This window comes from Paenibacillus sp. Y859 (assembly GCF_056786405.1).
Genome location: NZ_JBXCIZ010000007.1, coordinates 123,650 through 147,431 on the forward strand (window position 1 = coordinate 123,650; position 23,782 = coordinate 147,431).

Annotated in this window: 25 protein-coding genes and 1 pseudogene; 24 read left to right on the top strand and 2 right to left on the bottom strand. The window is 40.1% G+C overall.

Annotation, left to right across the window (positions count from 1 at the left end):
* Nucleotides 1-6 precede the first annotated feature (6 nt).
* The 15 genes from flgM (at nt 7) to AC1TO8_RS15805 (ending at nt 13,030) form a co-directional block, all read left to right on the top strand.
* The gene (gene flgM, locus AC1TO8_RS15735) at nt 7-282 is read left to right on the top strand and encodes a flagellar biosynthesis anti-sigma factor FlgM (RefSeq protein ID WP_482056572.1); all 276 of its coding nucleotides are present in this window, start codon (nt 7-9) and stop codon (nt 280-282) included.
* Nucleotides 283-288: 6 nt separating this feature from the next.
* Entirely contained in the window at nt 289-786 is a 498-nt protein-coding gene (locus AC1TO8_RS15740) for a flagellar protein FlgN (RefSeq protein WP_482056573.1), read from the top strand.
* 39 nt (nt 787-825) lie between these two features.
* A complete protein-coding gene (gene flgK / locus AC1TO8_RS15745) occupies nt 826-2,385 on the top strand; it encodes a flagellar hook-associated protein FlgK (RefSeq protein ID WP_482056574.1) in 1,560 nt (519 codons plus the stop codon).
* Nucleotides 2,386-2,398: 13 nt separating this feature from the next.
* Nucleotides 2,399-3,295, top strand: a complete 897-nt coding sequence (flgL, locus tag AC1TO8_RS15750) for a flagellar hook-associated protein FlgL (protein WP_482056575.1) — start codon at nt 2,399-2,401, stop codon at nt 3,293-3,295.
* A 32-nt stretch (nt 3,296-3,327) separates the two neighbouring features.
* Nucleotides 3,328-3,894, top strand: coding sequence for a DUF6470 family protein (locus AC1TO8_RS15755; RefSeq protein WP_482056576.1), 567 nt, complete (start codon nt 3,328-3,330; stop codon nt 3,892-3,894).
* Nucleotides 3,895-3,950: 56 nt separating this feature from the next.
* Nucleotides 3,951-4,373, top strand: coding sequence for a flagellar assembly protein FliW (fliW, locus tag AC1TO8_RS15760; protein WP_482056577.1), 423 nt, complete (start codon nt 3,951-3,953; stop codon nt 4,371-4,373).
* Entirely contained in the window at nt 4,374-4,595 is a 222-nt protein-coding gene (gene csrA / locus AC1TO8_RS15765) for a carbon storage regulator CsrA (protein ID WP_482056578.1), read from the top strand.
* Nucleotides 4,596-4,718: 123 nt separating this feature from the next.
* Nucleotides 4,719-5,525, top strand: a complete 807-nt coding sequence (locus AC1TO8_RS15770) for a flagellin N-terminal helical domain-containing protein (protein ID WP_482056579.1) — start codon at nt 4,719-4,721, stop codon at nt 5,523-5,525.
* A 175-nt stretch (nt 5,526-5,700) separates the two neighbouring features.
* Nucleotides 5,701-7,191, top strand: a complete 1,491-nt coding sequence (gene fliD, locus AC1TO8_RS15775; RefSeq protein WP_482056580.1) for a flagellar filament capping protein FliD — start codon at nt 5,701-5,703, stop codon at nt 7,189-7,191.
* Between the two features lie 15 nt (nt 7,192-7,206).
* Nucleotides 7,207-7,575, top strand: a complete 369-nt coding sequence (locus AC1TO8_RS15780) for a flagellar protein FlaG (protein ID WP_482056581.1) — start codon at nt 7,207-7,209, stop codon at nt 7,573-7,575.
* 6 nt (nt 7,576-7,581) lie between these two features.
* Nucleotides 7,582-7,953, top strand: coding sequence for a flagellar export chaperone FliS (gene fliS / locus AC1TO8_RS15785; protein ID WP_482056582.1), 372 nt, complete (start codon nt 7,582-7,584; stop codon nt 7,951-7,953).
* Entirely contained in the window at nt 7,950-8,318 is a 369-nt protein-coding gene (locus tag AC1TO8_RS15790; protein ID WP_482056583.1) for a hypothetical protein, read from the top strand. Before fliS ends, AC1TO8_RS15790 begins: the two co-directional genes overlap by 4 nt.
* Before the next feature lie 14 nt (nt 8,319-8,332).
* The gene (locus AC1TO8_RS15795) at nt 8,333-11,485 is read left to right on the top strand and encodes an IPT/TIG domain-containing protein (RefSeq protein ID WP_482056584.1); all 3,153 of its coding nucleotides are present in this window, start codon (nt 8,333-8,335) and stop codon (nt 11,483-11,485) included.
* Between the two features lie 221 nt (nt 11,486-11,706).
* Entirely contained in the window at nt 11,707-12,915 is a 1,209-nt protein-coding gene (gene fliB, locus AC1TO8_RS15800; RefSeq protein ID WP_482056585.1) for a flagellin lysine-N-methylase, read from the top strand.
* Between the two features lie 16 nt (nt 12,916-12,931).
* The gene (locus AC1TO8_RS15805) at nt 12,932-13,030 is read left to right on the top strand and encodes a cold shock domain-containing protein (protein WP_482056586.1); all 99 of its coding nucleotides are present in this window, start codon (nt 12,932-12,934) and stop codon (nt 13,028-13,030) included.
* Between the two features lie 189 nt (nt 13,031-13,219).
* On the opposite strand, the gene AC1TO8_RS15810 is transcribed toward AC1TO8_RS15805, so the two are convergent.
* Nucleotides 13,220-13,408, bottom strand: a complete 189-nt coding sequence (locus tag AC1TO8_RS15810; RefSeq protein WP_482056664.1) for a transposase — start codon at nt 13,406-13,408, stop codon at nt 13,220-13,222.
* 57 nt (nt 13,409-13,465) lie between these two features.
* Complete coding sequence (locus tag AC1TO8_RS15815; protein WP_482056587.1) at nt 13,466-13,816, bottom strand: hypothetical protein; 351 nt, start codon at nt 13,814-13,816, stop codon at nt 13,466-13,468.
* Between the two features lie 306 nt (nt 13,817-14,122).
* On the opposite strand from AC1TO8_RS15815, the gene AC1TO8_RS15820 reads away from it, so the two are divergent.
* From AC1TO8_RS15820 to prfB, 9 genes and pseudogenes are all read left to right on the top strand, one after another.
* The gene (locus AC1TO8_RS15820) at nt 14,123-15,640 is read left to right on the top strand and encodes an IPT/TIG domain-containing protein (RefSeq protein WP_482056665.1); all 1,518 of its coding nucleotides are present in this window, start codon (nt 14,123-14,125) and stop codon (nt 15,638-15,640) included.
* A gap of 145 nt (nt 15,641-15,785) precedes the next feature.
* Nucleotides 15,786-15,947 (top strand): annotated as a pseudogene (locus tag AC1TO8_RS15825) (transposase domain-containing protein); the annotation flags it as partial.
* Between the two features lie 198 nt (nt 15,948-16,145).
* Nucleotides 16,146-17,075, top strand: coding sequence for a flagellin N-terminal helical domain-containing protein (locus tag AC1TO8_RS15830; protein ID WP_482056588.1), 930 nt, complete (start codon nt 16,146-16,148; stop codon nt 17,073-17,075).
* A 184-nt stretch (nt 17,076-17,259) separates the two neighbouring features.
* Nucleotides 17,260-17,604: an SMEK domain-containing protein gene (locus AC1TO8_RS15835; protein ID WP_482056589.1), complete on the top strand. Its 345-nt coding sequence runs from the start codon at nt 17,260-17,262 to the stop codon at nt 17,602-17,604.
* Between the two features lie 8 nt (nt 17,605-17,612).
* Nucleotides 17,613-18,107, top strand: coding sequence for a DUF2326 domain-containing protein (locus AC1TO8_RS15840; RefSeq protein WP_482056590.1), 495 nt, complete (start codon nt 17,613-17,615; stop codon nt 18,105-18,107).
* Nucleotides 18,108-18,516: 409 nt separating this feature from the next.
* The gene (locus tag AC1TO8_RS15845) at nt 18,517-18,714 is read left to right on the top strand and encodes a cold shock domain-containing protein (protein WP_482056591.1); all 198 of its coding nucleotides are present in this window, start codon (nt 18,517-18,519) and stop codon (nt 18,712-18,714) included.
* 229 nt (nt 18,715-18,943) lie between these two features.
* Entirely contained in the window at nt 18,944-19,498 is a 555-nt protein-coding gene (gene hpf, locus AC1TO8_RS15850; RefSeq protein ID WP_482056592.1) for a ribosome hibernation-promoting factor, HPF/YfiA family, read from the top strand.
* 333 nt (nt 19,499-19,831) lie between these two features.
* Nucleotides 19,832-22,339 carry a preprotein translocase subunit SecA gene (gene secA, locus AC1TO8_RS15855; protein ID WP_482056593.1) on the top strand — a complete coding sequence of 836 codons (2,508 nt, stop codon included), beginning with the start codon at nt 19,832-19,834 and terminating at the stop codon, nt 22,337-22,339.
* 163 nt (nt 22,340-22,502) lie between these two features.
* Nucleotides 22,503-23,619 (top strand): peptide chain release factor 2 gene (prfB, locus tag AC1TO8_RS15860; protein ID WP_482056594.1). Its coding sequence is split into 2 segments (ribosomal slippage): nt 22,503-22,574 and nt 22,576-23,619, totalling 1,116 coding nucleotides; the frame shifts between segments, so codons are not numbered across the junction.
* Nucleotides 23,620-23,782 lie beyond the last annotated feature (163 nt).

The window sequence follows — 23,782 nt, forward strand, 5'->3', positions numbered from 1 at the left end:
AAGATTATGAAGATTAATGAGCCTGGAAGAATTAGTGGGGTGAACCCTTACCAACGGAATATAGACATTCGAGAGAATCATGTAGATAAGAAGAAGTTTCAAAAAGATCAGGTATCAATTTCTAATGAGGCACAGGAAATGCTAGAAGCGAATAATCAAGTTCAGGATCCGAAACGTACTGAGAGGATTCAGGAGTTGAAGGAAGCCGTATCTTCTGGTACCTATCATGTTGAAGCGGGTAAGATTGCTGAGAAGCTCCTGCCGTATTTTAAAGGAGGGTGAGATCGAGTGAGTATTGGTCCGGTCATCTCAACGCTGGAGCAGTTAATTGAACTTCATGAATGCTTGATTAACACTGCGAATGAAAAGAAGCGAGCGATTGTGGATAATGATATAGAACAATTGACACGCTTAATGACACAAGAGAATCGGTTGATAAAGCAAATTGCAATAACAGAGGATACAAGGACAGGAGTAGTAGATGAATTTTTGAAAGAAAAGGGGATTAAATCGCGTCTGAATCTAACGGTGACGGAATTGAGTCGTCTTGTATTCGAACCTGAAGATAAACAGAAATTACTGAAGGTTAGAGATCAATTAGTCCTTCATGTTCAATCTCTTAAGAAACAAAATGAAACCATTGAACAACTACTAGAGCAATCCTTACATTTCATTGATTTTTCATTAAATATTATTGTAGGCGTTGATGATGAATTGATTTATCAGAATCCGATGCAACCGTCAGTAGGCTATAAGAAGAATAATTTCTTCGATTCCAAAGTTTAGTATGAAGTTAAGTTTGCAGAAAATTAAGGAGGGGTATAAATGGCATCTACGTTCCACGGCATTGAAACTTCCAAGCGAAGTTTATTTACACAGATGGCTGCGATGAACACAACAGGACACAACATAGCAAATGCTAGTACACAGGGGTATTCACGCCAAACTGTGGGTATGGCGGCTACGAGACCACTAGAAGCGCCAGGGCTATTTAAGTCTACAAATCCCGGGCAATTAGGAACTGGAGTTGAGGTAACCTACATCAAGCGAATTCGGGATTCATTCCTAGATGATCAGTACTGGGATGTGAACCGCTCACTTGGTGAGTGGGAGGCGCAAGCGACTACACTGTCTAAACTTGAAAAGTTATTTAATGAACCTTCTGATACGGGGTTAACGACAGTCATTGATAACTTCTGGAAATCTTGGTCAGAGATGAGTAAGGATCCTGAGAATGTTACCTCTAGAAAAATAGTAAAAGAGAATGCATTGGCTTTAGTGGACGCATTTAATGAAATGAGCAAAAGATTATCGGATATGCAGTCGGATTTAACGAACAGCTTATCTGTAAATGCAGACAATATCAATTCGCTAACGGCTCAAGTAGCGAGTCTCAATCAAGAGATATACAAAATAGAAGGATATAGAGAGAATGCTAATGATTTGCGGGATCAGCGGGATCTTATTATCGATCAATTATCGAGGATGGGAAATACAACCGTAGTTGAAGAGGAAGACGGATATCGGGTAACTATGGGTGGTATGGAGTTAGTAAATGGAAGAGATTCCGTTCTCACAACGGCAGCGAATTGGGAAACAGCATACGCAGGTAACACACTGACTAGTGGTGAAATGTTTGGAACCATCAGGTCTAGAGATGTCATTGTCAGAGATTATACGGATCAACTCGATCAACTTGCTAATACAATGGCTAATGGTGAGGTAACAGTGACGATCCCAGCAGGTTCAGTATTACCTGAAGGGACCATATTGAATGGTATTACTTATAGCGGTGCCAATCGCACCTTAGCTACAGATCTGACTGCAACAGTCAATGGGATCAATGGTCTCCATAAATTAGGTTATGTTCTTACATCACCTGCGACAAATGGAGTAGAGTTTTTCAATTCCAGCGGTGGAGCATTAACAGCAGCTTCTTTTCAATTAAATACGGTTATTGAGAAGGATCCTAATCAGATTGCATCGTCTTTACGTGTCTTGACAAGCGCAACAGGTGATGAAGCTGTTAAGGGGAATAACACACTTGCATTGCTTATGTCGCAGTTGAGAGAAGGTTCTTTTAAGTTTAATCCAATCGCAAGTAACAATGGTATTACAGACGGGACAATTAACGATTACTACCGTTCAATTATGGGGCAATTGGGAGTTGAGAGCAGAGAAGCATTGCGCCAGCACGGAAACAATCAGTTGCTAGTGGATCAAGTGGAATCTAGAAGACAATCTGTAAGTGGCGTATCCCTTGATGAAGAAATGGCAAACTTAATCAAATTTCAGCATGCTTACGGGGCTGCTTCACGTCTGATGACGACGATGGATCAGAACTTGGATAAAGTTATCAATAGTATGGGTATTGTAGGTAGATAAGGAGGCGAAGGAAATGGCATTACGTGTTACGCCAGGTATGATGAATTTACAGATGATGCGAAATATTAATACAAATTTGGTTAGCATGGATAAGAATCAGAACATTCTATCCACGGGTATGAAGTTGAACAAACCTTCTGATGACCCAGTAGGCATTACTTATTCGTTGCGATATCGCAGTGAATTGTCCATTAATGAGCAATATCAGAAGAATGCAGATGCCGCTGTATCTTGGCTGGATTATAGTGATACGGTTATAGGTCAGGTGAATGACATCACCCAACGTGCGTATGAACTAGTAGTTCAAGGAGTGAATGGAACGAATCCACAGGAAGCTATGGATGCAGTCAAAATCGAAGTGACGCAAATTTATGAACAAATCATTTCCCTTGGAAACACTAAGCTTAATGATAAGTATATTTTTAATGGTCAATTTACAGATCAAGCTCCGTATGATGCTGCTATTGCTCAGACCCAAACTACAGATACGTTTGGCTTAACATATAAGTTCACAGAAGGAGCATCTCTAGCAATAAATGTTACGGGTCAAGACGTGTTTGGTGAACCTACAGACCCAGATAATTTGTTTGGAATCTTAACTAGAGTGCAAACAGCTATGGGTGCAGGTGATCAAACAGCCGCTCAGGTGGAACTTGACCTGTTGAAGAGTCGTATTTCCAAAATTAATGAAGCGCGCTCTGAAATAGGGGCGAAGACGAATAGAGTAGAACTGATAACGAATCGGTTAAGTGATCTAGAGATGAATCTAACCGATATGCAGGCCAAGACGGAAGATGCAGATTATGCTGAAACCATAATGAAGTTGAAACAAGATGAAAGTGTGTACCAAGCTTCGTTGGCGACCAGTGCCAAGATTATGCAAGTAAGTCTCTTGGACTATTTACGATAAAGTAATGCTAAATGGAGTAGAGGTGTCTTGCTATGAATCTTTTACGACTTTCTATTCAACAGACGTATGCTACTATTGGTATTAGTACTCAAGCGGCCCAATTAAACATACAGTCGTCTAGAGGTGACTTGGATATTCAAACCACCCCATCGGCCATGGAAGTTAGCACCCAGCCTGATCAACTGGATATAGATAGCTCAAGAGCTTGGATGGCACTCGGAAAAGGCGATCATCTGGAATGGCTTCGGATGATTTCAAGCCAGATCCATCAAGAGTTTCTTATTCATGTGTCACAAATGGTCGAAGAGGGAAACAGATTAGCTGACTTCACTAAACCGGGTAATTCGATCTCAAATATGATGTTACAGCGTACTTTGGAACAATCTAATATTGAATATAACGGAGAAGCATCATTGGACAACGTAGATATTGAGTACAGACCAGCTGAGATAAATATGAATTGGAGTCTTCATGATACAAATATTAAGTATACCCCTCAGAAGCCGCAAACATCATATCAACCTGGGAATGTGAATATTTACCTTGTAAATCAGAATAGTATACAAATGTCAGTTAGAAATTATGATGTATTCGGTTGAAATAAGACTATAGCTATACAGCTATAGTCTTAGAATTTTTTATAGGAGGAATTGAAATGTACAAACCATTCAATCAAGTAGAACTCGCCTTCCAAGGAAGTATATTAGGATTTGATGAATTAAATATGTTTGTGATTAAAGCGATTGAAGATACAAACTTTGCATATTTGAAGAGCATGGAAGATCCAGATATTTCATTTGTGATCACATCCCCGTTTCACTGGCATCCGAACTATACTATTCAACTGGATGATGTATTGAAGAAGAAACTGAAGTTGGGGAGTCCAGAAGATACGTTAGTTCTATGTATAGTCACCATAAAGGAATCTATAGAGTCAGCTACCCTTAACTTATTGGCGCCTCTAATTATTAATGTTCATGAACAGGTTGGAAGCCAGTATGTGCTCCAAGACAAGATGAACTGTCGGACAAACAGTTCATTAATAATGACAGATACTAAGGAAGAGGGGGTAGAATAGATGCTTGTACTTACCAGGAAGAGAGGGCAGTCAATTCTACTTAACAATGAGATTGAAATATATATATCTTCGATCGAGGGGGACAGTGTCAAGATTGGAATCAAAGCTCCTGAAGAAGTAGTTATCTTGAGGAAGGAACTAGTAGAAGAGATTCAAGCGAATAATCGTGAAGCAACCTTAGTTTCCTTGGATTCAAATCTGATAAAAAGACTAAAAATATAAAAATAAAAAAATGTTTTCAAATAGCTATAAACTTTAGTCCTAGATAACCGATATATATATTGTAAGGCGAAAAGCCTACTTCACATGGATGTGAAATTTTAAAAACTCAAGGAGGAACAACAAATGATTATTAACCACAATCTTAACGCAATGAACTCTCACCGCAACCTGACTTTGAACAACATTCAACAAGGGAAGTCCAGTGAGAAATTATCTTCCGGTTTCCGTATTAACCGTGCTGCTGATGATGCAGCTGGTCTATCTATCTCTGAGAAAATGCGTGCTCAAATCAAAGGGATGAACCAAGGTATGCGTAACGCTCAAGATGGCGTATCTCTTGTGCAAACAGCTGAAGGTGCAATGAACGAAATTTCCGACATGTTGACTCGTATGAAGGAACTTGCAACTCAATCAGCAAGTAGCACATATAACGATGATGATCGCGCAGCAATGAATCTTGAGTATGATAATTTGGTGAAAGCTGCTACAAATATCGCAGAAACTGCGGAATTCAATGGCATCGAACTATTGAATGGAAAAGGTGGAAACCTTAACATTCAATTGGGTGGAGCAGTAGCTCAAAAGTTGGAAATTGATTTTACTACTATTGATGTCAGTGACCTTGGATTGGGCGGTGTGGCGGATCAAGCTGATGCTATAACTGAATTAGACTCTATTGATCTTGCAATTACACTAGTAAACGAAGCGAGATCTACGTTAGGTGCGTTCCAGAACCGTCTAGAGCATATGTATAACAATATTGGTACAACCGCTGAGAATCTTCAAGCTGCTGAATCACGTATTCGTGATACGGATATGGCTTCAGAAATGATGAATTACACGAAATTCAATATCTTGCAACAAGCTTCTACTGCTATGTTGGCTCAAGCTAACCAAGCGCCTCAAGGCGTACTGCAATTGTTGCGTTAATTGGATTAGCTTTGCGTTTAGTAGGAGTCCACTTTTATAGTGGACTCCTTTCTTAATAAAGATTGAAATAGGGATTATTAGTATCTTGAAATTAATATAGTAAGTGGATATACATGGAGTTAATTGAAGAGGCTGGGCTAATTCGGCTTTAATCTAAAACGGAGGGGTGAGATAAATGACAATTCGTATTTCTGGAATGTCCTCGGGTATGGATATTGATAAAATAGTCCAGGAATTGATGAAGGCAGAGAGGATGCCATTAACGAATAAAATCCAAAAAAAGACACTCACAGAATATCGAATGGATTTATATAGGGATGTAAATTCCAAGTTAATGACACTCAGAGATAATATTAATAAAATGAGATTTGGCACAGATTTTTCGGCAGTTAAAGCGGCATCATCCAATGAGAATGCCGTAAAGGTAAGCGGAAGTAACTCTAGCAAAGTTACGACTAGTATAGAAGTTAAAAATTTGGCTACTCAAGCTAATAAGCAAAGTACGGACAAAGTAACTACTGGAACTGGGTTGGATTTGAGTAAGTCCTTAGCAGAGAATGCATCCGAATTTAAAACTGCACCTGATGTCGCATCAGTGGACATGAAAATGACAATAAATGGAGTGGATATCTCCTATAGTGGGACGGATACGATCCAGAACATTATTAATAAAGTCAATCAGTCGACCGCAGGAGTTGCCTTAAGTTATGATTCTGCAGCGGATAAATTTGTGTTCATCTCTAAACAGACAGGGAAGGAAGCAAAGATTGATGCAGAAGATACAACGGGTACCTTTTTGTCTGCAATTAAAATGGACGGGGCAACGGTCAAACCTGGAGAAGATGCTAAAGTCGTGATCAATGGAGTTGAATCGGATCGGTCGAGTAATTCTTTCACTCAAGATGGGGTCACCTATACTCTACTTCAGCAGACATCGTCAGCTGTAACGATTACTAATTCTAGTGATACAAATGCTATAGTGGATAAAATTAAGGAATTCGTTAATGCTTACAATGAAGTCCAAACGCTGGTAAACAAGCTAACGAATGAGAAACTCGCGCGAGGTTATGCTCCGCTGACAAGTGATCAGAAATCTGAAATGAACGAGGCAGATATCAAGAATTGGGAGGTTCTGGCACGACAGGGATTACTTAGGAATGATTCCATATTAGATACATACTCCCGTACTACGCGATCCTTTCTATCACAGAAAGGAAACGACGGGATGACTCCGCTGGATTTTGGAATTGGAACAGCTTCCTTCCAAGGTAATGTTAAGGATTTCTCTTCAGCAGCCGGATTAATTGTCCTTGATGAATCAAGATTGATAAAAGGGCTAGAGGAAAATCCTCAAGCTGTTGAAGCGATGTTTACCCGAACATCTTCGACAGCTGGCGAAGAGGGTCTATTTCAAAAGCTGTACAATCAATTAAATACTACGATTAGCGATATCACAAAGAAATCTGGGAAAGTGGGTGGTTCCTATAGTGATATTACTAACATACTAGGAAAGCAATCTAGTAAGTTAGAAGAAGATATCAAGATGCTTGAAGCTAAGATGATTATGAAGGAGAATGTGTTCTACAAGCAATTTGCTGCGATGGAGAAAGCGATGGCTAATAGTAATAGTCAAATGAGCTTTCTAACGCAAAATATGGGATCCTAGTCTAGGAGGGTAAAGATGAGTGTATCAAATGGAATAACTACACCCTTGCCTAACACCATGATAACAAAAGTAAACAAGCCACCATTCATTCCACAACATGTAGGTACGCATCATCAGGAATTACAAGTGAAGGACAAATCTCAGGGGCTGAGCGTTAGCGAAAAGGCCGTCTTAGACGCGATTAATCAGGTGAATCGAACGCTTGAAGGAACACCGCAACGTTATGAATTCAAGCTTCACAAGTCTACAGGCCAACTTATAGTTAAAGTCTTTAATAAAGAGACTAATGAAATTATAAGAGAGATTCCCCCGGAAAAGATGATTGATTTGGTAGTGAAACTGCAACAAATTGTTGTGGGTGCAATAATTGATGAAAAGGGGTAGTCAGCCGTGCAGCAAGGAGTAAACCGTTATTATGAGACCCAGATTAGAACTGCTTCACCAGAGGAACTTACTATGATGTTATATAATGGTTGCATTCGTTTTCTTAAACAAGCACTTATTTGCATCGAAGAAAAGGATTACGAGGGTAAAAGTATAAATATTACTAAAGCCGTTAATATCATTGATGAGTTACAAGTAACATTAGATATGGAGTTTGAAATATCTAATAACCTATTCTCTTTATATGATTACTTTAAAGAACGTCTGCTCTTCGTAAGTATGCAATTGAACGTAGATGCTCTTCAGGAAATCATTGATATGGTGATCGAACTTCGTGATACGTGGCATGAAGCGATCAAGATGGTGAAACAGAAATGACGGACTCTCATAATTTGGTTATCACTGCTCAAGCACTCGTTGAAATTACCAAGCAATATTTGAATGAGATACTGTCCAATGAGGATTGGTCATCGAATTATCAAGAATACACTTCGAAGCAGACAGAACTGGTCGACATACTTAGAAATAGTAGCAGAGGAACTATGTCAGTACAAGATAAACAGAGTCTTCAGGAGAAGTTTCGGGTTTGCTATCAGCTAGAACTTCAGGTTAATCATGAAATTAGTCGTCAGCATACGATTGTCTCCAGCGAAATCAATCAATTACGGAAAAGTAATCATTTTAAAAGTAAGTACGAAATGTTAGCAAATGAATCAGGAGTTATGCTAGATACTTATAATTAAGAGGAGTGAATAAAATGCGAATTAAAAAGAGCATGGCAACACTTTTGGTTTTCTTGATGACCTTAAGTGGATTTGGTAGTATTGCAACACCAGTGTCTGCTGCGAGTGATTATGTTCAAGTTACTCGTCAAGTATCACCAGCAGAGATTACAACGGAAGGTGAGGCAATCGTTGAACTTGCGGTTCAGGGAACTCCACCGGTATCGGTAATAAGACCTAATGATGTTATCTTGGTTATCGATAAGTCAGGGAGTATGAGTGGTGACAAGATGGTTGCGGCTAGAGAATCTGCTAAAGGATTTATCAATTTGATGGACCTGTCAGTTCATCGCGTTGGTATAGTAGATTATAGCTCTGAAAGCCAAATAAGTACATTTCCATTGACCACAGACGCAAGTGCTGCCGTTGCTTATGTAGATACGTTACGGGATGGGGGAGGTACTGCAACCGGACCGGCAATCGCCAGAGCAGTTGCAGAATTGACTAGAGAACCCCGCGAGGGAGCTCAACCTGTTATTGTTTTATTAACAGATGGTGAAGCTCAAGAACCTAAGCCGGATCCTTATGGAAGTGCATTGGATAATGCAGAGAAGGCTAAGTTAGAAGGGATTGTATTTTATACAATTGCTTTGTTAAATACAGATGATAATCCCGATACAAGTGGTCCCAATAAATTGCTTAAGGATATGGCAACTACATCTAAGCATCATCATTTTGTATTAGGGTCTGTAGGACTTAGTGACATTTATGCTGCTATCGTTAAGGAGATTGGGGTGGCCAGCGCTTATGATGTTACGGTTACGGATTATGTAGCGGATCAATTTGAGATTGTTCCAGATTCTTATCAACATAACATTCCGAAACCTGTAGTGACTGGTAATCAACTTACTTGGAGTTTTCAAGAACTTAAAATGGATACACTGAATTTCTCTTATAAAATCAGACCAAAGAATCAACAGGACACGGGTACCTTTAATGTTGCTACCCAAGCCGCGAATATAACATATAAAGACTTCGCAGGGGCATGGAGAGATAAATTAATACCTAACAAAACAATTAAAGTTAAATATCCAGCACCAATTATTACATCTATAGTCGAACCATCTGGTCACCCAACTGGTGGCAATGAAATTCTGATTAATGGCGACAAGTTTAAAGATGGTGCTCGCGTATTCTTTAACAATATTGAATCGAAAACAGTTACTTATGTTGATGGTAAGACACTAAAAGTTCTGGTGCCGGTTGGAAGTCAAGGAACCGTCGTTGTAAAAGTAACTAATCCTGACAATCAATCCGCGACGAGTGGGTATCAGTATAAGGCTGATCCAGTAGTGACATCGTATAATCCAAATGAAGGCCCTCTCGAAGGGGGGACAACTGTCACATTTAATGGAAATTACTTCATGAGTGGAATCTCTGTGAAGTTTGGTGATCAAGCCGGATCCATTACAACACAGCGTTCGAATTACTTACAGGTTAAAACACCTGCTGGTGCCATAAGTGGACTAGTAGATATCACTCTAACTAATCCCGATGGGACTGCATATACAATTCCTTCTGGCTTCAACTATAAAGAGGCAGAACAACCTAAGCTAGGGATAACATCTATAACTCCAACTACAGGTTTAACTGACGGAGGACTATCTGTTTATATTAATGGTGTGATTATCGATCCACTTGTGAAAGTATACTTTGGAAGTAATGAAGCTGTATTGAAGTCCTATTCTTCCTCGCAACGTATACAGGTTACTGCTCCTCCAGGTGCAGAGGGTGTCGTTGATATTAAGTTAGTGAATCCTGATGGACAAGAAGCAACTTTGCCTCAGGCATATACTTACACTGTTCCTGTGTATGATGCTCCGGTTATTACATCAATTTCTCCTAAAAGCGGAGGTATAGCTGGAGGGAATACATCTTATTTTACAGGTTCGGGGTTTAGAACAGGTATCAAAGCGTTTGTTAACAATGTAGAAGCGAATATAAAAACTGTATCGTCAACTCGTTTAGCTGTGGAGATACCAGCTTCACTAGTGGAAGGTACATTTGATGTTAAGGTAGTTAACTCAGATCTTAAGGAAAGTGTTCTTCCAGTTAGCTATACCTATGTTAAACCAGTGGTGCCAGCTCCTATCTTAAGTTCCATTACTCCCAATACAGGTGTTATAGTAGGAAATACAACTGTTACTTTAAGGGGTCAAAACTTTATTAAGGATGCTGTCGTATTCTTTGATAACGTAGAACTATCTACAACATTTGTGAGTACCACGCAATTAAAGGTAGTAACTCCAGCGTGGAATACGGAAGCAACGGTATCGGTAAAAGTTGTAAATCCTGACAATGTGCAAACAAATGAGATTATTACGTACACTTATGAAGAACCACAACCAGAACCTGTTATCGTAACATCGCTAACTCCAGTTAAGGGATTAACACTTGGTGGAAATAACGTTTATATTAATGGAACTAACTTTAAGAGTGGAATCAGAGTTCTCTTTGGAGATGTTGAAGCTGTAGTGAAGTCAACATCATCTTCACGGTTAACGGTTACCGCGCCTCCTTCATTGTCAGTTGGTCAAGTGGGTATAACGGTAATTAACCTGGACAAAGGTACATTTACTTTACCGGCATCATATACCTATACATTAACCCAGCCAACGATTTCAAGTTTATCGAAGGCTACTGGTTCTATGGCAGGCGGATTGAGTCTGTATATTAACGGAACTAACTTTGAAAGTGACATGGTTGTTACAATAAACGGTATAGTGACATTAATAGATCCATCGAGTTTTTCTTTTACACGTGTTAAAGTCACTACACCAGCCAGTACAATATATGGTGAAGTGCCGGTAGTTGTTACTTTAAGTAATGGTGAAAGTGCTAGTACAATCTTTACCTATGAAGCACCAGCCGTAGTTCCAGCTCCTAAGATCACATCAAGTAACGTTTCCAGTGGAGTAGCAAAAGGTGGGAATACAATTTATTTAACTGGAACCAATTTCGTGAATGGTAGCATAGTGTTTTTCAATGATATTCAGTCAACTAAAGTAACATTTAGTTCAGTAAGTCGTCTTGGTGCATTAGTCCCAGCCGGCACTGGTGCTGTAGAGATCAAAGTGATCAATCCGGATGGACAGGAAAGTAATACGATCGTTTATACGTATAATTAAGTTCGTTGTGATGAGACAACCCTACTCCAGAATTTTGGAGTAGGGTTGTTTATTTTTATTAATATTTGTAAGATTATTACCGATATAAGTTATGATAGAAAGATTTATTTCGTTAATTGTTGTCGATAATTCACCAGCATGTAAACAGAAAATTGTCTGATAAGATGATACTAGAGATAGCTGAAAGTCAGAAGTATAGAAGTGTGAAGGGGAGTCATCATATGAAAAAGAAATTAGGAGTACTGAAGCCACAATATATGAACGAATTTCAATGTATTGGATCAGCATGTTCAGATACCTGCTGTGCTGGATGGAGAGTGAACATTGATAAAAAAACGTATAAAAAATATCGTCAAATAAAAAATAAAGATATGGCAAAAAAAATTACCGAACATGTTAAAAAAAATAAAGATCAAACAAACGATAGTTTGTATGCTAGCATTCAAACTAGTGATGGTGTTTGCGGATTTTTGAATAAAGGGTTATGTGAGGTACAGTTAAACTATGGGGAAGATTACTTATCCAAGACTTGCCTTACCTATCCACGTGTGATTAACCGTGTAGATGATCAAGTGGAGTTGTCGGCAAAACTGTCATGTCCAGAAATCGCTAGATTAGCTCTCCTTAATAGGGATATCATGGAATTTGACATGACAGAAGAGTTAGTTGATACAAGATACAGTCCTATTGTATCTCTCAATACAAAGGATAGTATATGGAATAGTTGTTTCTGGGAAGTTAGAACATTTATTATTGATATATTGCAAAATAGAGAACTAATTGTTTCCGAGCGAATGATCTTCTTAGGAATGTTTTGTGAAAAGCTAGATTCCGTATCGAACTCTGAAGATGTATCACTTATCCTTAGTATTGTTAATGACTTCAAGAGTAAAATGAATTCCAATAGTACAAAACATCAACTTGAGAGTCTTCCAAAAGTAACCCATATTCAAATTGAATTATTGATGGGAATATCAAGAATAGGTAAAATAAATCATCCTAGGTTTGTCAAATACACGGAACAAACTAATCGCGTATTTTCATTAGAAACAATGGATCAACAAACAATAGAAGATGTCTTTAATGATGGTTGTAACAAATACTACACACCATTTATTGAAGAACATTCTTATATACTTGAGAACTATTTGGTGAATCAAGTTTTTGATAGATTATTTTTATCAAAAAAAAGTCGCGACATTTTGGAAGACTATATACTGCTTGTTGTAATGTATAGTATGTTAAGATTTCAGATTCAGGGCGTAGCAACGGATAACAAGCATATGAATCCGGACATTGCAGTTAGTATTATCCAATCGTTCTCTAAAGTAATTGAACACAACACAATATATTTGAAATCATTAACTGATGTCATCAAGAATGTTAAATTTGATATTTGGGCACTAATGATCGTGCTACTTAAAGAATGATCCTATTGATGGTTTCTTGAAAACAGAGGGTTTCAAATCATTGGATGAAGGTATAGAAGTTGAATTCGACGATATTGATCGCGCTCGCGGACCGCAAGCATCTAATGTAAGATAATTATATTCAAATCCGGCATCAATCTAACTCAATTTAGTTGGATTGATGCTTTTTAATTGTAATAATAAAGTAAAGTCTTGGATGATTCCTTGGTTTTTATTTGTATGCCCTTGATCACAACTAAACTCCTCATTCTTGACTGTCTAATCCTATCTTCTCGGAGAGTATGTCATTTTAATTGTAAGGTATTTACTTATATGTATTATTTAGATTGTTACGTCCTTCAACTGCTGCGTTTGTCCAACGACATCGATGATAATTTACGATTTCAGTCCTCCAGTTTTGAATCGTTCTGATGCAAGCAGCTATAGCCGGATGTTGTAACTTCAAGCCTTGAATGAGCCATGCATCAAGGCCAACGTTCTGCTGTAGAATCATATCACTCACCGAACGCTTCCTTCCAAGCATGAGCTCCTTGAAGTGAAGAAGATTAACCTAAGATCTTTTGTAGTTCCTGATGCTTGGTTTGCGTGTACTCGTTGGCAAGTCATGAATAGCAGCACATGCAGTCTGAATTGCTTGCTGTTCGAATCCATGGTTGTAACGTTTACCTGGAGCGACAAAGTCATACTGCCAGACGAAGCCATACTGACAATGCTTGCAAAATAAGCGCATGGCCGGGGCAAGTATGTAAATTATTTTACCGAAAGCTTCTTGGTGGCGGATACGGCGAACGGGGTTACTCCCTTTTTGAATGACCTCGCCCACAGAACAGCAAATCGGGCAGGGTTGCTTACTCGTTGTTGGTGTCACTTTAATATGTAAAGTGTGTTCAATAATTTCCATGACTTGTTCAGTTTATACTTCTGGTAATTGGAGAAAAAGATCGGTATTCTGGTTGTGCATCTGTCATTCCCCATAGCTGGATTGGTCGCACAACCATCTTACGGAATGTTCAGATGTTTTTCTATGTCTTTAGCGTATTTATTTTAATTTGTCAAACACTAAATTTGTGTTTAGTCCTAATTTTACCAGGAAATTTATCCGATATAAAAAGTGAAATGAAATTTATTTAGAGGAGAGGGAGTAGAGTTGAGAGGTTTAACGAAATTAAAAGGTTTAAATAATGTATTACTTAGTTTCCTGAGCGCATTGGTAGTTTTAAGTGTAATTACAAGTATTCCGCAAGTAAGTGCTGCAACGGTTGCTCCGACAGTAACGTCGTTGTCTCCGAATAGCGGTTACTTGGCAGGCGGAGTAATTGTCTATGTGAACGGAAGTAATTACTCATCGGGATCGAAAGTTTTGTTCGGAACGGTTGAGTCAACAAGTGTATCATACGTTTCCAGTACCAGANCACAAGGCACGCTTACCAATGGTTTTACCTATGTGACACCACCACCACCACCTTCTCCCGTTGTAACGTCGTTGTCTCCGAATAGCGGTTACTTGGCAGGCGGAGTAATTGTCTATGTGAACGGAAGTAATTACTCATCGGGATCGAAAGTTTTGTTCGGAACGGTTGAGTCAACAAGTGTATCATACGTTTCCAGTACCAGACTAAAGGCAACCGTACCACCGGGTACCGCACTTGGATCGGTAGACGTTACGGTTATTACTCCTGATGGTGTGCAAGGAACACTCGCGAATGGCTATACGTATAAGTTGATGCCAACACCTGTCATTGGTCAGGTAACTCCGAATAGCGGACAATTGGCGGGCGGAGAAACGATTACGATTCAAGGTAGCGACTTCTTCACCGGATTAAAAGTGTACTTCGGTACAACAGAAGCAGCTGTCAGCAGCATTACGAGTACTCAGCTGAAAGTCGTTTCGCCGGCAAGCAGTACGGTTGGCCTTGTCGATCTTACAATAGTAAATAACGACGGAACGCAAGGAAGTCTGTCTAATGGCTACACTTATCTCGCGCCGCCATCACCTTCTATCAGTCAGATAACACCGAATAGCGGTTTAATGGCTGGCGGTGAACATATCTTTATTAACGGCAACAACTTCGAAGACGGTGCGAAAGTATACTTCGGCGCCAATGAGGCTTCAATTGTTACTTATTATACTAATGGTTATTTGGAGGTAGTGGCACCTGCAACTTCAACTCCTGGCGCGGTTGATGTCCAACTGGTGAATCCTGATAATCAATCTGTAACACTGCCTGCTGCCTATACTTACAACATCTCGCCTGATCCTAACGAAAGAATAGATACGCTTAATGATGTGGGAGAAGTATCCATTACTGGCATTACTTATCCTTCCATGACTGATGCCCGCGTGGATTATGGCGCCGGAGAGAAGTGGCGCGTCGTTAGCTGGCGTGCAGTGACCGTACAAGGAATCGTATATGATAATGATGGAAATCCTCTTGCGAATGAGAAGCTAAGCTTCTTATTCCTAGGCCATCTTAATCCGAGTGCGGTGACACAAGTGGAGTTTGTTACCGATGCTAATGGACATTTCAGCTTTCAAATGACTCTTCCACCTGCAGTAGGCGAAAACGCGTACGCCTTGCCATTGGCCATCCATTATTTTGACATTGTAGACATTTTGTTCTTTGAAGGAACGTACTCCTCATCGAATCTTTCTACTTCGAGACAAATATATAATACTAGCGACAGCAACATGTACCACTTTGATTATTCGTATTACCACGGTTAAGACATGTAATGAACACCTAAGCAAACAAGCTGCCTCCATTGAACTGAGACCCGTAAGAAGGACACTTTGAAAAAAAGGTGACCCTCTCACGGGTCATTTGTATTTTAATTAAGGGAAGAGATGAGGAGTGAGTCGGAATGAGGAAATTGAAACGGCGAAGGAGAATGGACTCAATCCGTTCAAATATCTCACCTATCTGTTCGAACAGCTTCCGTAGCTCTCAGATCCAATGGATCCAGAAGCACTGGATAAGCTATTGCCTTGGTCAGAATTCCTTCCGCTAACTTGCCATGTGTTTAAATCATAGTACAGACTACATTAGTCCCCATCTTGTTGAACAGGTGGGGGCTATTTGACGCTTACAAAATTTCAAATGTCTATTCACTGTGATTCCTTCATAGTCGATACATACTATATACGCTTCTTCAACAGGGCGGCCGACCTTCACTGGGGCGAGCGCACGATATTGATGTGGGAATAACAAATGACATGGAGGTGAAAGTACATGATTATCCATCATAATGTTGCGTCTGTGAACGCACAGCGTTCGTTAGGTACGAGCACAGAGGCGGCTTCTAACAACGTAGAGAAGCTATCTGCTGAATCTCGGATCAACCGTCAAGATGATGATGCTGAAGGCTTGGAGATATCCAAGGCCGCGCGCGGTCACATTCGCAGTGTGGATCGAGCTGAGAAGAGTGCGAAAGTTAGAATCCAGCTCATTCAAACAGCTGAAAGAGCTTTGAAAGAGACACAGCATATTCTTCAACGTATGCGTGAATTAGCTATTCAAGCTTCGAAGGCCACTACTGAAGATGTGGATCGTGAGAAAAGACAGTTCGAAGTGAATAAATTGGCTGAGAAGATCGATCGGATTGCGACGGATACGGAGTACAATAACGTGAAAGTACTGATTGGTACATTTACAGATACCCTATTCCATATCGGTGATATGAGTGGAGAAGCTCTGGGAGTAGGACGCCAGCTGACAGCAGAGGGTCATGAACTGAAGGATGCTACGGGTAGTGTTGTCGGATCATGGCAAGCGATAACCTCCAGTTATTTCAATTCTGAAGGGGTTAGATTGGTTGCTTCAGCGGTTGCGTTAGATGCGAGTAGTGTCGTTACGCTTGGGATTGTTATTTCTACGCAATCAACTGCGGACACCGCAATAACTACCATTAACAATGCACTGAACACCGTCTCTGAAGAACGTGCGAAGTTGGGTGCGGGCCAGCAACATTTGGAGCGTACAATCAACATCTTAAAGGCTACTTCTGAGAGTTTTCCTCCTGCTGAATCACGTATTGGCGATGTGAATACGGCGAAAGAAATGATGAATGTCACAAAGAATAACATTCTTGCGCAGACTGAGCAAGCAATGTTGGCACAAGCGAATCAATTACCACAAGGTATTTTACAATTTCTTCGTTAAGATTCAGAGATGTGAGGGGACCTTAGATTTTTTGAGGTTCCTTTATTTCTACTTGTCATAATGAGTGGGCCTTTTTTAAAATATAAGATAAGTACACATGTCGTTTTTTGCTTTATGCTATTACAATTATAGGAAGTTGAGAGCATTAATCGCTAGGAAATATCCTTGAAGGAAATGCTTAGAAATGAATCGTTCGCGTTATTTTGATTATATTGAGGAGAAATTAAATATATTAGATCTACATGTCCACTCAGAAGACTTCTATCTAAGCTTCACGAATTTACTTTATGGCTGGAAATTGACTAATTTAAATAGTATCAAATCAATAAATCTAGTTCTACAATTCAGTAATCTGAATTTACGTAAAGATTTAATTGTGGAGACACAGGAAGAACTGGATTCTAATGTATCCCATATTGATGTACGACAGTTACAACTCATTTATGAACAAGCTACAACTAACATTGGTGGAATCCAAAAAACATTCGAACAATTAGTTCATTACCATAATAAAATGTTGTCCTTCTGAAAAGACTTTTGGATGAAGAGAAGAACATGTCGGAAATTATAGCTAAAAGTGATTCGTTTGAAGAGTTGGAGAAATTGGTTATAGAACTCAATGAAAGACACAGAAGGAAGGGTGAATATGAAAATATCATAGCCCAAATAACGGAGGTTGAGTCTAATATAACGGAGTATAATAATCAATTGAAGGAAATTGATGATGTTTTATTTTTTGATGAATTTGAACAGGACGTTAAGAATCAAATATATAAATTCAATTCATTTAATGCGAATTTAAGCTCAGGGAAGAAACAGGGAGAAATCCTATGCTTTGATTTAGCATATATTCTATTTTTCGATTCAAAGAATATACCTAGTTTGTATTTTTTGTTGAATGATAAAAAAGAACTAATGCATGATAATCAGTTGGTTAGTGTAGAAAAGTTTATTGGTGACAAAAACATTCAATTGGTAGCTTCAATATTGAAAGACAAGCTCCTAGCAGAGTTGAAGAGGACTATAGCCTAGCTGCTATATGTTCTAACATCGTGTCTTTGTCCCACCTTCGAGGGGATTAGTAGGATTAGCCAATAACGGGAGCATACTAGAAAGGAATAGTTGCAGCAATGGTACTTACTTTGGAGTAAAAGGTGGGGGAGAGAGAAATAGTTGTATAAACGTCAGTTAAAAACAAGGAAATTGTGAAAATGGATAGTTTCCAGTAATTTAGATGCCCTTCTTGCAACTAAAGTCACTACAAGTCGAGATCTGCTGGATTTAAGTGTCCTTTATACAACTGTTAGTGATGAGAGATTATATTCAGGTCAGATTCCCAACAGAGGGTACATTTAGATTTGACACCGCTCTCTGCTGGTGTTATATTCCTAAAGTAAGCGTTTTCCTACTTTATTTTTAAAAACGAAGGGAATGTTGATCTATGCAAGGAAAAGTGAAATGGTTCAATGCTGAAAAAGGTTATGGTTTCTTGGAAACAGATGAGGGTAACGATGTATTCGTACATTTCTCCGCAATTCAAACAGACGGTTTCAAATCATTGGATGAAGGTCAAGAAGTTGAATTTGACGTTGTTGACGGTGCGCGTGGACCTCAAGCGGCTAACGTAACCAAATTATAATTCGTACGGCATCTGCCGAACCAATATAGTTGGAATGATGGCTTTTAACTGAAATCATAAAGTTCAGGCCCTGGATAAATTCAGGGTCTTTATTGTTACAAGAAGTATGTAAAGGTGGTCAAACCCAAGGAATTGTAAGTGCTTCCAATGTTGTGTAAAGTCACGAAATCATCCTTTTACATCCCGTTAACACTTGTGATATAATGGAATTGCAAAGGAGGAGTGCCTTATGAATTTCAGTATTCGTGGTCAACAGATTGAGGTAACAGATGCTTTGAGGGAGTATGTTGATAAGAAGCTTAGTAGGCTTACGAAGTATTTCGACGAACCTTTGATGACAGATGGTAACGTTACTTTGGGTGCTAATCGTGGGTTACACAGGGTAGAGGTAACAATCCCATTGCCTGGTCTTATGCTCCGTGCAGAAGATCATAGTGATGATATGTATTCATCGATTGATGCAGTCGTGGACAAGCTGGAACGTCAGATACGCAAGCATAAGACGAAGCTTAATCGTAAGTTCCGTCAAGATGGAAGTCTGAAGGCACTATTCACTGAGTCGTCAGGTGCAGCAGCTTCGATTGTCAATGGTGAAGTGGAAGACGAATTGGAAGTTGTACGTACGAAGCGCTTTTTCCTTAAGCCAATGGATATTGAAGAAGCTATTCTACAGATGAATATGGTTGGACATAATTTCTTTGTGTTTTCTAATATTGATAATCAAGCGGTGAATGTTGTGTACAAGCGTAAAGATGGTAAATACGGTCTAATTGAACAAAGTTAGTTAGACGAAAGTCCAATCGATCCACGCAGTTCACAGTCAGGAAGATTCATTTAATTGGTATATATTATTGAAATGAGCTCCTATCCGTGCAACGGATAGGGCTCTTTGTGCGTATATATAGATAGAATTAACGAAGGTAACGTAGTTCTAGTTCATTCTAATATAGGTAGTGTTATAGTAATTTAGTGGTAAAGAAGAGACAACGTGTGTTGCGGCATCGGTTGCAAACTGTTACAATTTATGCAAACCAATCATTAAAGGAATCAATTTCATTATTAACCCTCGAAGTTAAGAAGTTGGTTCTACCATCTGTTTGAACGAAAGGGGTTAACCATGCTAGGACTTGTAAAGAAAATTTTCGGTGATGTCAACGAGCGTGATGTCAAACGTCTTATGAAGACGGTCGAACTAATCAACCAAATGGAACCAGAATATGTAGCGCTCTCGGATGAACAATTGAAAGCTAAGACGGAGGAATTCCGTACTCGCCTTGAGAAAGGTGAATCGTTAGACGAGATCTTGCCAGAAGCATTTGCAACGGTTCGAGAAGCTTCCAAGCGTACACTTCAGATGCGTCATTTCGATGTACAGTTAGTGGGCGGTATGGCACTTCATGAAGGTAGAATTGCTGAGATGAAGACGGGTGAAGGTAAGACTCTTGTAGGAACTCTCCCTGTGTATTTGAATGCACTGTCGGGTAAAGGTGTGCATGTGGTCACGGTCAACGATTATTTGGCACAACGGGATAGCGAACAGATGGGAATAATATATGAATTTCTTGGCATGACGGTCGGGGTCAACATGAATGGTATGGATCATGCAGATAAACAAGTGGCCTATGCCTGCGATATTACTTATGGTACGAATAATGAATTCGGATTCGATTACTTGCGTGATAACATGGTGTTGTATAAAGAACAAATGGTACAACGTCCATTGTCTTTCTGCGTTATAGATGAAGTCGATTCCATACTTGTGGATGAAGCACGTACGCCGTTGATCATTTCAGGACAAGCTGAGAAGTCGACGGAACTGTATTACACAGCAGATCGCTTTGTGAAGCGTCTAGAAGCCGAGGAGGACTACACTGTTGACATTAAGGTGAAGTCAGTTGCTCTTACGGAGAAGGGCGCAAACAAGGCGGAGAAGGCTTTCGGTATTGAGAACCTATACGATCATGCGAATGTAACGCTGAATCATCATATCGTACAAGCTCTGAAGGCGAATGTCATCATGCGTCTTGATGTAGACTACGTTGTAGCGGAAGAAGAAATCATGATTGTAGATGAATTCACAGGGCGTCTGATGCAAGGTCGTCGTTATAGCGATGGATTGCATCAAGCGATCGAAGCGAAGGAAGGCTTGGAAGTACAGAATGAGAGCATGACGCTTGCTACGATTACATTCCAGAACTATTTCCGGATGTACCGCAAGTTAGCGGGTATGACAGGTACGGCGAAGACAGAGGAAGAAGAATTCAAGAAGATCTATGGCTTGGAAGTTCTTCAAGTGCCAACGAATAAGCCGAATCAACGTCAAGATATGCCAGATATCGTGTATAAGAGCGAGAAGGGCAAGTTCACGGCTGTTGTGGAGGAAATTGTTGAACGACATAAGAATAATCAACCTATATTGGTTGGTACGATCTCTATCGAGAATTCTGAGCTTGTCTCTGAGATGTTGAAGCGAAAAGGTGTGAAGCATCGCGTTCTAAATGCGAAATACCATGCCGAAGAAGCAGAAATTGTCTCACAGGCAGGTCAACCAGGTATAGTGACGATTGCTACTAATATGGCAGGTCGGGGAACAGATATTATACTGGGTGACGGTGTGGCAGAAGTCGGTGGCTTGCATATTATTGGTACAGAGCGTCATGAATCACGTCGTATTGATAATCAGCTTCGTGGACGTGCAGGGCGTCAAGGTGACCCTGGATCTACACAGTTCTACTTATCTTTAGGTGATGAATTGATGAAGCGTTTCGGTGCAGATAATGTACTGAATATGATGGATCGTCTCGGATTTGAAGAAGACCAACCTATTGAGAGCAAGATGATTACACGTGCTGTTGAATCTGCTCAGAAGCGTGTGGAAGGTAACAACTTCGATGCGCGGAAGAACGTACTTCAGTATGATGACGTTATGAACCAACAGCGGGAGATTATTTATAAGCAACGCCGTGAGATTCTGGAGTCAGAGAATATCAAGGCTGTTGTTATGGAGATGATCAAGAGCGTAGTTGAACGTGTAGTTACAGCACATTGTGTTGATGACATTCCTGAGAACTGGGAGCTACAAGAAGTTGCGGATTACATGAATAGTAAGCTTTTGGATGAGGAGACTATTACTCGTGATGATCTATGGGCTAAAGAAGTAGAGGACATCATAGAATACATCTATAGTCGCGTGGAGACGAAGTATAACGAACGTGAAGAGCGTATTGGTTCTGAGCTAGTACGTGAATTCGAGAAGGTTATTGTGCTTCGTTCCGTAGATAGTAAATGGATGAATCATATTGATGCGATGGATCAGCTTCGCCAAGGGATTCATTTACGTGCATATGGTGGTACAGATCCGTTGCGTGAATATCAATTTGAAGGTTTCCAAATGTTCAATGAGATGACAGCTAATATCCAGGAAGAAGTCTCGAATTACATTATGAAGGCGCAGATTGAGGGTAACCAGGAACGTCAAGCAGTCGTTGACGAGACCAAAGTATCCACGAATGCTGAACCAGTCGAGAAGACTCCGGTGCATGTCGGTCAGCAGATCGGTCGTAACGATCCATGTCCTTGTGGTAGTGGTAAGAAATTTAAACAGTGTCATGGTCAATCATCATAATGAAGAAGTGAGACAGGAATAAGACTCCCTTAGTTCTAGGAGGTTCTGAAGTTACGTTCATTCTCGGCGAGGGACTGGGATACGTGTACTGATGTACCTTCTGAATTGAGGGATTTTCTGATAGTGAAAAGAGACAATATTTTGTAGAGGTGACGTGAAAATTATGATCGATCCAAGTATAAGACATGATCTACGTGAAATGGGTAGTAAACTAACCAATCTTAGGGGGTCTCTTTGACTTAGATCTTAAGCAAGAGATGATCTCTAACTTCGAAGAGAAGATGGCTGCTCCTGATTTCTGGGATGACAGTGAGAAGGCACAAGGCTTGATTGCTGAGCTTAATGCTGTGAAGTCTTCCATTGATGAATATGCGAAGCTCCAAAGCGAGTACGATGATATTGAAATGATGGCCGAGCTAGTAGATGAAGAGGAAGAAGAATCTTTATTCACAGAGATTGCAGAATCTACACATCTTCTCAAAAAGAAACTGGGTGAATTCGAGCTCGGTCTGCTACTAAGCGAACCTTATGATAAGATGAACGCTATTCTAGAACTTCATCCTGGTGCCGGTGGTACAGAGTCGCAAGATTGGGGAGAGATGCTTCTCAGAATGTACACTCGTTGGGCAGATAAGCGCGGATTCAAAGTTGAGACGATGGACTATCTGGCGGGTGATGAAGCGGGTATCAAGAGTGTGACTCTGCTAATCAAGGGCTTTAATGCTTACGGTTATCTTAAAGCGGAGAAGGGTGTGCATCGGCTAGTACGAATTTCGCCTTTTGACTCCTCAGGAAGACGTCATACGTCATTCGTATCCTGCGATGTTGTACCTGAGATTACAGAGGATGCAGAAGTGGAGATTCGTACAGAGGATCTGAAGATTGATACTTTCCGAGCTACGGGAGCTGGTGGACAGCATATCAATACAACAGATTCGGCCGTACGTATTACGCATATCCCAACGGGTATTATCGTAGCGAGCCAGGCTGAACGTTCTCAGATTAAGAACCGGAACTGGGCGATGACAGCCCTTCGGTCCAAATTAGTGGAGCGTAAGCTCGAAGAACAACGTCAAGAGTTGGCAGATATTCGCGGAGAGCATTCGGATATTGCTTGGGGCAGTCAGATTCGCTCCTATGTATTCCATCCCTACAGCATGGTGAAGGATCACCGCACATCTGTCGAGACAGGTAATATAGGTGCTGTAATGGACGGAGATATCAATATATTTATTGATGGATATCTCCGTAGCCAACTTAAAGTGGCTGAAAGTGAATAAAGAATATGAAATTCCTACACGCTAACATGTGTAGGGATTTTTTTGGGAATAGGTAATCGCACACTTATTAATCCACCAATAGCCGATGGTGGCTGGCGAAGTAGACAGATGAGGAGCGAGTAGTTGTATTAAGCACAGTTAATTCGCGGGAAAAGCAGGAGAA

Coding starts and splice junctions, on each gene's coding strand:
- flgM (WP_482056572.1), top strand. CDS start 7: ATGAAGATTAATGAGCCTGGAAGAATTAGTGGGGTGAACCCTTACCAA.
- flgK (WP_482056574.1), top strand. CDS start 826: ATGGCATCTACGTTCCACGGCATTGAAACTTCCAAGCGAAGTTTATTT.
- flgL (WP_482056575.1), top strand. CDS start 2,399: ATGGCATTACGTGTTACGCCAGGTATGATGAATTTACAGATGATGCGA.
- AC1TO8_RS15755 (WP_482056576.1), top strand. CDS start 3,328: ATGAATCTTTTACGACTTTCTATTCAACAGACGTATGCTACTATTGGT.
- fliW (WP_482056577.1), top strand. CDS start 3,951: ATGTACAAACCATTCAATCAAGTAGAACTCGCCTTCCAAGGAAGTATA.
- csrA (WP_482056578.1), top strand. CDS start 4,374: ATGCTTGTACTTACCAGGAAGAGAGGGCAGTCAATTCTACTTAACAAT.
- AC1TO8_RS15770 (WP_482056579.1), top strand. CDS start 4,719: ATGATTATTAACCACAATCTTAACGCAATGAACTCTCACCGCAACCTG.
- fliD (WP_482056580.1), top strand. CDS start 5,701: ATGACAATTCGTATTTCTGGAATGTCCTCGGGTATGGATATTGATAAA.
- AC1TO8_RS15780 (WP_482056581.1), top strand. CDS start 7,207: ATGAGTGTATCAAATGGAATAACTACACCCTTGCCTAACACCATGATA.
- AC1TO8_RS15790 (WP_482056583.1), top strand. CDS start 7,950: ATGACGGACTCTCATAATTTGGTTATCACTGCTCAAGCACTCGTTGAA.
- AC1TO8_RS15795 (WP_482056584.1), top strand. CDS start 8,333: ATGCGAATTAAAAAGAGCATGGCAACACTTTTGGTTTTCTTGATGACC.
- fliB (WP_482056585.1), top strand. CDS start 11,707: ATGAAAAAGAAATTAGGAGTACTGAAGCCACAATATATGAACGAATTT.
- AC1TO8_RS15810 (WP_482056664.1), bottom strand. CDS start 13,408: ATGATTCTACAGCAGAACGTTGGCCTTGATGCATGGCTCATTCAAGGC.
- AC1TO8_RS15815 (WP_482056587.1), bottom strand. CDS start 13,816: ATGGAAATTATTGAACACACTTTACATATTAAAGTGACACCAACAACG.
- AC1TO8_RS15830 (WP_482056588.1), top strand. CDS start 16,146: ATGATTATCCATCATAATGTTGCGTCTGTGAACGCACAGCGTTCGTTA.
- AC1TO8_RS15835 (WP_482056589.1), top strand. CDS start 17,260: ATGAATCGTTCGCGTTATTTTGATTATATTGAGGAGAAATTAAATATA.
- AC1TO8_RS15845 (WP_482056591.1), top strand. CDS start 18,517: ATGCAAGGAAAAGTGAAATGGTTCAATGCTGAAAAAGGTTATGGTTTC.
- hpf (WP_482056592.1), top strand. CDS start 18,944: ATGAATTTCAGTATTCGTGGTCAACAGATTGAGGTAACAGATGCTTTG.
- secA (WP_482056593.1), top strand. CDS start 19,832: ATGCTAGGACTTGTAAAGAAAATTTTCGGTGATGTCAACGAGCGTGAT.